This is a genomic window from Pseudomonas sp. HMWF006 (assembly GCF_003061205.1).
Lineage (GTDB): Bacteria > Pseudomonadota > Gammaproteobacteria > Pseudomonadales > Pseudomonadaceae > Aquipseudomonas > Aquipseudomonas monsensis.
Genome location: NZ_QAIU01000491.1, coordinates 1 through 8,253 on the forward strand (window position 1 = coordinate 1; position 8,253 = coordinate 8,253).

Consider the following 8,253-nt stretch of genomic DNA (forward strand, 5'->3'; position numbering starts at 1 on the left):
GTGCCGATATCGCATTGGCATCGGCGGATATTGTGCTGATCGGCAGCGACCTGCGTCGACTGGGGACTTGCGTGCGCCTGAGTCGGCAGTGCCGGCGAACCCTGCAAGTGAATGTGATCATCGGTCTGGGCTGGACGCTGGCCATCGTCGTGTTCGCTGCATTCGGCTGGCTGGGCGCCGCCGGAGCGATGATTGCCGCGCTGCTGCATAACCTCAGCACATTGCTGGTGCTGGGCAATGCCGGTCGTTTGTTGCGCTTTCAGGAGCCGCTGCTCAAGCTCAAGGAAGATGCCTGAAATTATTTTTTTCAGCCTCTGTAACGCCACAAGGGTAGGCCCTCTCTAGTGCTATGTCGGGACTGAACAACCTTCCAGCCGACAACCCCTGACGATGACCGAGGATAAAAAAATGACTATCAAGACCGCTGCTGCCGGTGCCGCTCTCGCTCTGGCTGCTGCCACAATGTTTGCCGGTGTGGCGACCAATGCGATGGCTGCCGATGCCAACGTTCACTGTTACGGTGTGAATGCCTGCAAAGGCCAGAATGACTGCAAAACCAAAGACCACGCTTGCAAAGGCATGGGCTCCTGCAAGGGCCAGGGCTTCAAGGCCATGACCCAGGCGGCCTGCGAAAAGGCCGGTGGCAAGGTCGGCGAATAACCTGACCGCCAGGTGTCGCCGCAGTGGTTAACGCCACTGCGGCCACTATCAACAGGAGTTCGCCCATGTCCGCCTCTCTTCCCTGTCTCGGTTATGGCCTGGGCTTGCGCAGCGCCTATTACCAACAGATCCTCGAACAGGCCCCTGACGTCGACTGGTTCGAAGTGATCTCGGAAAATTTCATGGTGCCGGGCGGTAAGGCCCTGTACTACCTGGACGCCATCGCCGAGCGTTATCCGCTGGTCATGCATGGCGTCTCCCTGTCCATCGGCGGGCCGCACGCCCTCGATCGCGACTACCTGATACACCTCAAACAACTGGCCGAACGGGTCAAGCCGGCGTGGATCTCCGACCACTTGTGCTGGAGCCGTGGCAACGCCCATCAACTGCATGACCTGTTGCCGTTGCCGTACACCGAAGAAAGTCTGGAGTACATTGCCGGGCGCGTCGCGCAGGTGCAGGACGTTCTGCAGCGTCCACTGGTACTGGAGAACGTCTCCAGTTACGTGCGTGCCGCTTCCGATGATTTCACCGAATGGGAATTTCTCGCCGCCCTGAGCCGGGTGAGCGGCTGCGAATTGCTGCTGGACGTCAACAATGTCTACGTCAGTTCACGCAATCACGGCTTTGATCCGTGGACCTTCATTCAGCAGTTGCCGGCCGACAAGATACGTCAGCTGCATCTGGCGGGGCACAGCGATTATGGCGACTACGTGATCGACACCCACGATCATCCGGTCAGCGATCCTGTCTGGGCGCTGTATCAACGTACGCTGCAACACCTCGGCCCGGTGGCCACCCTGCTGGAACGCGACGATCACTTTCCGCCGTTCGACGAACTGCTTGATGAATTGCACAAGGCTCGTGAATTGGCGGCAATGGTCCTGCAGGGGAGCACGCAATGCGCCTGAATGACTGGCAGTTGGCGTTCGAAGCATTTCTGCTGGATGAGGCCGTCGCCGATCCGGCACTGGTCGACTCGCTTGTCGGCGGCCCGACGCTGGATGTCGGTACCGGTCTGGCGATTTACCACAACGCTTATCGAGCGCGACTGCTTGAGGTGCTGCGCAGCGACTTCCCGACAATCTGGCACTGGCTGGGCGACGAGGAATTCGACCTGCTGGCCAGCGCCTACCTGCGCCAACATCCTTCGACACATTACAGCCTGCGCTGGCTGGGCAAAGGCTTCGAAGGGTTCATCCGCGAACATCTGGTGCTGGCACAGAGTGCGCCGTTGGCTGAATTGGCAGCGCTTGAGTGGGCCTTTACGCTGGCCTTTGATGCGCCCGCAGGCGCGCCTTCAAGCATCGAGACAATGGCGACGCTGGCACCTGAAGAATGGCCTAGGCTGCGATTCAAACCGACCCCTTCGTTGCAATGGTTTGAGTGTCGGTTCAACAGCCTTGCGCAGTGGCGTGCGGTGAAAGAGCAAAGCGCTTTCCCTGCCAGCGTCAGCCTTGCGACGCCTCAGATCTGCCTGATCTGGCGAAAGGGTCTGGTCAGTCATTACCGCAGCCTGCCATCTGCCGAAGGCGAAGCGCTGAACGGGGTGCTGAACGAGAACTGGAGCTTCTCTGAACTGTGCGCACAGTCAGCAGTCACTTATGGTGAGGGCGCGCCACTTCAAGCCGTCACCTGGTTGAAACAGTGGCTACAGGATGGCTTGCTGGAGCGTCTGCAATCATAGTTTCGGCTAATTAATTCGATAGCCTGCTATTTTTTCAGGATGGTCTACCCTCAGATCAGACGTCTGAAACAAGGGGGATTTTCCATGCTCGCGCAACTTCCACCGGCCTTACAGAATCTGCAGTTACCGCTTCGTCTGCGGCTCTGGGACGGCCATGAAATCAATCTGGGGCCGGCGCCCAGCGTCACCATTGTGGTCAAGGACCCGCAGATGGTCAGCCAGTTTACTCATCCAAGTCTCGACGCGCTGGGGGCGGCGTTCATCGAGGGCAAACTGGAACTGGAAGGCTCGATCAGCGAGGTCATCCGGGTCTGCGATGAGTTGAGCAGCGCGTTGCTCGATGAAGACGAAGACAGTCAGCCGGTGCGTTCTGTGCACGACAAGGAGACTGACGCTAAATCCATTTCCTACCATTACGACTTGTCCAACGCGTTCTACCAGCTCTGGCTGGACAGCGACATGGCGTATTCCTGCGCGTATTTCGAAACGGGCAGTGAAACCCTCGAGCAAGCGCAACAAGCCAAGTTCCGTCACCTGTGCCGCAAGCTGCGTTTGCAGCCGGGCGACTATCTGCTGGATGTCGGCTGCGGTTGGGGGGGGTTGGCGCGTTATGCCGCGCGGGAGTTCGGTGCCAAGGTGTTCGGCATCACCCTGAGCAAGGAACAACTGGAACTGGCCCGTGAACGGGTTAAAGCCGAAGGGCTGGAAGACCAGGTCGAACTGCAATTGCTTGATTACCGCGATTTGCCGCAGGACGGGCGCTTCGACAAGGTGGTCAGTGTTGGCATGTTCGAACACGTCGGTCACGCCAATCTTGCCGAGTATTGCAAGACCCTGTTTGGCGCGGTGAAGGAGGGTGGACTGGTGATGAACCACGGGATCACCGCCAAGCACACGGACGGTCGTCCGGTGGGGCGCGGTGCCGGGGACTTCATCGAGAAGTACGTGTTTCCCAACGGCGAGCTGCCGCACCTGGCGATGATTTCGGCCGAGATCAGCGAGGCTGGGCTTGAGATCATCGACGTCGAAAGCCTGCGCCTGCATTACGCGCGCACACTGGATCACTGGAGCGAGCGCCTGGAGGACAACCTCGAAGCGGCGGCGAAACTGGTGCCGGATCAAGCGTTGCGCATCTGGCGTCTGTACCTGGCCGGTTGTGCGTACGCGTTCGCTCGCGGCTGGATCAATCTGCACCAGATCTTAGCCGTCAAGGCGCATCCGGATGGCAGCCATGAACTGCCATGGACACGGGAAGATATCTACAATCCATGACGCCAGTGCGCCCTTGGCCTTTGGGCAAAGGGCTCAAAGAATCGGTGAAATGAGCCGGGCGATCCGCATGCCGACCTGTTGCAGGCGGTGGATCTCCCGGCTTTCTTCTTTGGCGACCTCATAGGATTGCTCGAAATCCTGATTGAGCATGTGTTCCACACTGGCGGCGAAGTCGCTATCGACGGTCAGCAACATCACTTCGAAATTCAGCCGGAATGAGCGGTTGTCCAGGTTGGCGCTGCCGATCGCACTGATCTCGCTGTCGATCAGCACCACTTTTTGATGCAGGAATCCGGGTTCATAACGAAATACCCGCACACCGGCGCGTACCGCCTCGAAAGCGTAAAGGCTGGAGGCCGCGTAGACGATCCGGTGATCGGGCCGCGATGGCAGTAACAAGCGCACATCGACGCCGCGTAATACTGCCAGGCGTAACGCGGCAAATACCGCTTCGTCAGGGATGAAATAGGGGCTGGTGATCCACACTCGCTCTGTCGCGGCGTGAATGGCTTCGACGAAAAACAGCGAACAGGTTTCGTAGGCATCTGCCGGGCCGCTGGCCAGCAATTGGCAGAGCACGCCATCGTCCGGGTATTCATCCGGCAAAATCAGCGGCGGCAAGGCCCGTGCAGCCCAGAACCAGTCTTCGGCAAAGGATTCCTGCATGCACGCCACCACCGGACCGCGTACTTTCACATGGGTGTCACGCCACGGTGCCAGCGGTGGCTTTTCTCCCATGTATTCATCGCCGACGTTATGTCCGCCGACAAAACCGACTACACCATCGACCACGACGATTTTGCGGTGGTTGCGGAAGTTGACCTGAAAGCGGTTGAGCCAGCCACTGCGGGTGGCAAACGCCTTGACCTCGACGCCGCCGTCGCGCAATGCCTGCACATAGCTGTGGGGCAGGGCGTGGCTGCCGATGCGGTCGTAGAGCAAATGAATCGCCACGCCGTCGGCGGTTTTCTTCAGCAGTAGATCGCGCAGGCGCTGACCGAGGTGATCATCGTGGATGATGAAGAACTGGATCAGCACGGCTTCCTTCGCGTATTCGATGGCCTGGAAGATTGCGTCGAAGGTGGCCGTGCCGTTCACCAACAACTGCACCTCGTTGTTCGCCAGACACGGCATGCGTCCCAGTTTGGGCATGGCGCGCAATGAGGTATAGGCGTTCGAGGCGCGAGCAGCCAGCGCTTCTTCGACCCACGGCCGCCAGTTCAGCTCGGAAATCGCCTGACGCATCTGTTCGTTGGCCTGGCGTCGCGCCTTGATGTAACCATCGAAAGTGCTGCGACCGAAGACCAGGTAGGGAATCAGCGTCAGGTAGGGGATGAAGATCAGCGACAATGCCCAGGCGATCGAGCCTTGGGCCGTACGCACGGTGAGCACCGCATGTACGGCGGCAATCAAACCGAGGGTATGTATCAGAGCGATGAGATAACCGAAAATGTGCGGTCCAAAATAATCCATGGGGCAGCCTTGCTCCGGAAGATTTAATGCTTAACAGACCATGTTCTGTTGCGAATGTCGCTATTTAATTGGTGCATGAACCGAAGCAATCGGCCGACGTCTAACGGCCACTACTGATCAGGAGTTTTTCGATGAACGTTCGTCTGCTGGGTTTGGCGCTGGGCCTGGGTTTGGCATTGCCGGTGATTGCGCAAGCGCAGATGTTGCAGCCAGGGCTGTGGGAAATGACATCGAGCAACGTCAAAGTCGATGATCAGCCGATGGATGTGCAGTCGATCCTCGGCCAGATTCAAGGTCAGATGACCCCTCAACAGAGGGCGGCCCTGGAAAAGAACGGTATCAATATTGGCGGTAAAGGCATCCGTGCCTGCCTGACACCGCAACAGGTGGCAACCAACGATATCCCATTGGCCGATCCGCAATCAGGTTGCAAGCAACAGATCACCGAGCGCAACGGCAACCAGTGGAAATTCCGCTTCAGTTGCCCGAAAGCCCAGGGCACGGGCGTGGCAACGTTCCAAAGCGATCGGGAATTCACCACGGTAGCCAACGGCACGTTCAATGCCATCGGGATCAACCAGAAGGGCAGCCTGGAGACCCGCGCCGTGTGGTTGGGCCAGGATTGCGGCGCGGTTAAACCAAGAGCTTAAAAACATCGCGGGCAAACTCGCTCCCACAAGGTTCTGCAGTGGACATCAATGTTGTGTTCACCGGTGCAACCTGTGGGCGCGGACTTGCCCGCGATCGCGTCTTGTCAGTCACTGAATGCCTCATCGCAAGAATCGCAACGCCAACCCTCGACACCCGTCATGCACCCGGTCGTCCCGCCACGCAATCTGCCCCGAAACAATTGTCGTATTCACCCGATGCCGAAAGCGGCGACCGGCAAACGGCGTCCATCCACATTGCGACAGAATCGGTTGCCGAGACACCTCCAGCGTCTGCGGTTCAATCAACACCAGATCTGCCCAATATCCCTCACGCAAATAACCGCGATCCGGAATGGCAAACAGATCCGCCACCCGGTGACTGGTCTTCGCCACCAGCGTGGTGATCGGCAAGACAGCGTCCGCCACCAGCTCCAGCAAGGCGGGCAGGGCGTGTTGCACCAACGGTAATCCCGATGGCGCCTCGCTGTAAGGTCGTTGCTTTTCCTGCCAGGTATGCGGCGCATGATCGCTGCCGATGACATCCAGCCGCTGGCTGTTCAACGCGGCGCGCAATGCATCACGGTCGGCGGGGGTTTTGATCGCCGGGTTGCATTTGATCAGGTTGCCCAGCGTTGGGTAGTCACGATCATCGAACAGCAGATGGTGCAGGCAGACTTCGGCGGTGATGTGTTTTTGCGCCAGTGGTTTGTCTTCGAACAGTTCGAGTTCACGGGCGGTGGTGAGGTGCAAAACGTGCAGGCGCGTGCCATGACGCTTGGCCAGGTCCACGGCCAGTGACGAGGAGCGATAGCAGGTCTCGGCATTGCGGATCAGTGCATGGGCATCCGGCGGCAGATGTGCACCGAACCGTTTGCGCAGGTTGGCCGCGTTGGCGTCGATGCTCGGCGTGTGTTCGCAGTGTGCCAACAGAAGGGTCGGTACCTCGGCGAACAGCCGTTCGAGGATTTGCGGATCATCCACCAGCATGTTGCCGGTGGACGCGCCCATGAACACTTTCACCCCGGCCACCTCACTCGGATTGAGCGCCGCCACCGTGTCGAGATTGTCCTGACTCACGCCAAAGTGAAAGCCGTAGTTGGCCACCGAACTCATCGCCGCCCGGCGCTTCTTGTCCGCCAGCGCTTCGAGGGTGAGGGTGGCCGGTTGGGTATTGGGCATGTCCATGAAACTGGTGATGCCACCGGCAATCGCCGCGCGGGACTCGGTATATAGGCTGCCCTTGGCTGGCGCACCCGGCTCACGAAAATGCACCTGATCATCAATCATGCCGGGCAGTAGCCACTGACCGTTGGCGTCGATTTCCACCGCCGCGTTTTCGCCTTCGATGCTGCGGGCGATCTTGACGATGCGTCCGTTGCCAACCAATAAGTCGCCGTCGAACTCACGCCCTTCGTTGACCAGTCTGGCATTGCGAATCAGCACGCTGCTCATGGTTCAGAACTCGTTCTGCAAGGCTTTGTAGCCACGTACCAGATCGACATTGGTGCGCGCCACGTCTTCGGAAAACTCCGAGGCGCTGACGCTCACCGGTGGGAACTGCGAGAGATCGGTCTTCGGCCCGATGCGGGTGGTGGAGGGCACGTAGAACGCGTCGGGCAGATCGCGCCCGTCGACCACCGAGTTGTGCCGAACCACGCAGCCGTTGCCGACCACGCAGTTGAACAGCACGCTGTTGAAACCGATGAATACCCGGTTACCCACGACACACGGACCATGCACGATCGAACGGTGGGCGATGGAGCTGAATTCGCCGATCGTCACCGCCGCGCCGGATTTGGAGTGGATGACCACACCGTCCTGGATGTTCGAATTGGCACCGATGGTTATCGCTTCCATCTCGCCCGATGCATCCACTTCGTCCGCGCGGATGACCGCATAAGGCCCGACAAATACGTTCTCGCCGATCACTACTTTGCCGCAGATGATTGCGGTTTTATCGACGTAGGCCGATTCGGCAATCTGCGGCAGATCACCTGATGGGTTCTTGCGAATCATGGTTGGCTCAGTGCGTTGTAGAGGGTGTTGAGGTTGTACTCGAACAGACCGGTGAAGGTGCTGGCCGGGCCGCTTGCAGCGAGGGCATCTGAATAGAGGGTGCCGCCAATGTGCGCTCCGCTTTCGTCGGCGATCTGTTTGAGCAGGCGTGCGTCCTTGATGTTTTCCATGAACACCGCTTTGACGTGGGCCTGGCGAATCTGGGTGATCAACGCCGCGACTTCTGCGGCCGAGGGTTCGCGTTCGGTGGACAGTCCTTGTGGTGCCATGAAGTCGATACCGTAGGCCTGGCCGAGATAACCGAAGGCGTCATGGCTGGTGACGATCTTGCGGTTGCCCGCTGGCAGCGAACCGAATCTGGCCTTGGCTTTGGCGAGCAGGGCGTAGATCTGCTTCCGGTAGGTTTGACTGTTGCGTTCGTAGTCGGCCTTGTTGGCCGGGTCGGCGGCGATCAACGCTTTGGTGATGTTGGCGATGTACAGCTCGGCGTTGGCC

At 59.1% G+C, this 8,253-nt stretch carries 9 protein-coding genes and 1 pseudogene; 6 read left to right on the forward strand and 4 right to left on the reverse strand.

From position 1 onward, the window contains the following. The 5 genes and pseudogenes from DBR24_RS21380 to cfaB all read left to right on the forward strand — a co-directional run. Positions 1-296: pseudogene (locus DBR24_RS21380) on the forward strand (cation-transporting P-type ATPase); the annotation flags it as partial. 112 nt (positions 297-408) lie between these two features. Next, positions 409-660, forward strand: a complete 252-nt coding sequence (locus DBR24_RS21385; protein WP_123470041.1) for a hypothetical protein — start codon at positions 409-411, stop codon at positions 658-660. Positions 661-725: 65 nt separating this feature from the next. After that, positions 726-1,571, forward strand: a complete 846-nt coding sequence (locus DBR24_RS21390; RefSeq protein ID WP_123470040.1) for a DUF692 domain-containing protein — start codon at positions 726-728, stop codon at positions 1,569-1,571. After that, a complete protein-coding gene (locus tag DBR24_RS21395) occupies positions 1,562-2,347 on the forward strand; it encodes a DNA-binding domain-containing protein (RefSeq protein ID WP_128615741.1) in 786 nt (261 codons plus the stop codon). Before DBR24_RS21390 ends, DBR24_RS21395 begins: the two co-directional genes overlap by 10 nt. 84 nt (positions 2,348-2,431) lie before the next feature. Beyond that, positions 2,432-3,619 (forward strand): C17 cyclopropane fatty acid synthase CfaB, encoded by a 1,188-nt coding sequence (gene cfaB / locus DBR24_RS21400; protein WP_123470037.1) that lies wholly within the window; start codon positions 2,432-2,434, stop codon positions 3,617-3,619. 33 nt (positions 3,620-3,652) lie between these two features. Here the strand turns inward: cfaB and cls are convergent, their stop codons facing one another. Further along, entirely contained in the window at positions 3,653-5,092 is a 1,440-nt protein-coding gene (gene cls / locus DBR24_RS21405; protein WP_128615742.1) for a cardiolipin synthase, read from the reverse strand. 131 nt (positions 5,093-5,223) lie between these two features. On the opposite strand from cls, the gene DBR24_RS21410 reads away from it, so the two are divergent. Then, the gene (locus DBR24_RS21410) at positions 5,224-5,742 is read left to right on the forward strand and encodes a DUF3617 domain-containing protein (RefSeq protein ID WP_123470034.1); all 519 of its coding nucleotides are present in this window, start codon (positions 5,224-5,226) and stop codon (positions 5,740-5,742) included. Positions 5,743-5,862: 120 nt separating this feature from the next. Here the strand turns inward: DBR24_RS21410 and DBR24_RS21415 are convergent, their stop codons facing one another. The 3 genes from DBR24_RS21415 to DBR24_RS33160 all read right to left on the reverse strand — a co-directional run. Next, on the reverse strand, positions 5,863-7,194 hold the full coding sequence (locus DBR24_RS21415; RefSeq protein WP_128615743.1) for a dihydroorotase: 1,332 nt from the start codon (positions 7,192-7,194) through the stop codon (positions 5,863-5,865). 3 nt (positions 7,195-7,197) lie between these two features. Beyond that, positions 7,198-7,758, reverse strand: coding sequence for a carbonate dehydratase (locus tag DBR24_RS21420; RefSeq protein ID WP_128615744.1), 561 nt, complete (start codon positions 7,756-7,758; stop codon positions 7,198-7,200). Continuing rightward, on the reverse strand, positions 7,755-8,253 hold a 499-nt coding region (locus DBR24_RS33160; protein ID WP_256591714.1), incomplete at its 5' end, for a metal ABC transporter solute-binding protein, Zn/Mn family. The genes DBR24_RS33160 and DBR24_RS21420, both read right to left, overlap by 4 nt.

Coding starts and splice junctions, on each gene's coding strand:
- DBR24_RS21390 (WP_123470040.1), top strand. CDS start 726: ATGTCCGCCTCTCTTCCCTGTCTCGGTTATGGCCTGGGCTTGCGCAGC.
- DBR24_RS21420 (WP_128615744.1), bottom strand. CDS start 7,758: ATGATTCGCAAGAACCCATCAGGTGATCTGCCGCAGATTGCCGAATCG.
- DBR24_RS21410 (WP_123470034.1), top strand. CDS start 5,224: ATGAACGTTCGTCTGCTGGGTTTGGCGCTGGGCCTGGGTTTGGCATTG.
- cls (WP_128615742.1), bottom strand. CDS start 5,092: ATGGATTATTTTGGACCGCACATTTTCGGTTATCTCATCGCTCTGATA.
- DBR24_RS21415 (WP_128615743.1), bottom strand. CDS start 7,194: ATGAGCAGCGTGCTGATTCGCAATGCCAGACTGGTCAACGAAGGGCGT.
- DBR24_RS21395 (WP_128615741.1), top strand. CDS start 1,562: ATGCGCCTGAATGACTGGCAGTTGGCGTTCGAAGCATTTCTGCTGGAT.
- DBR24_RS21385 (WP_123470041.1), top strand. CDS start 409: ATGACTATCAAGACCGCTGCTGCCGGTGCCGCTCTCGCTCTGGCTGCT.
- cfaB (WP_123470037.1), top strand. CDS start 2,432: ATGCTCGCGCAACTTCCACCGGCCTTACAGAATCTGCAGTTACCGCTT.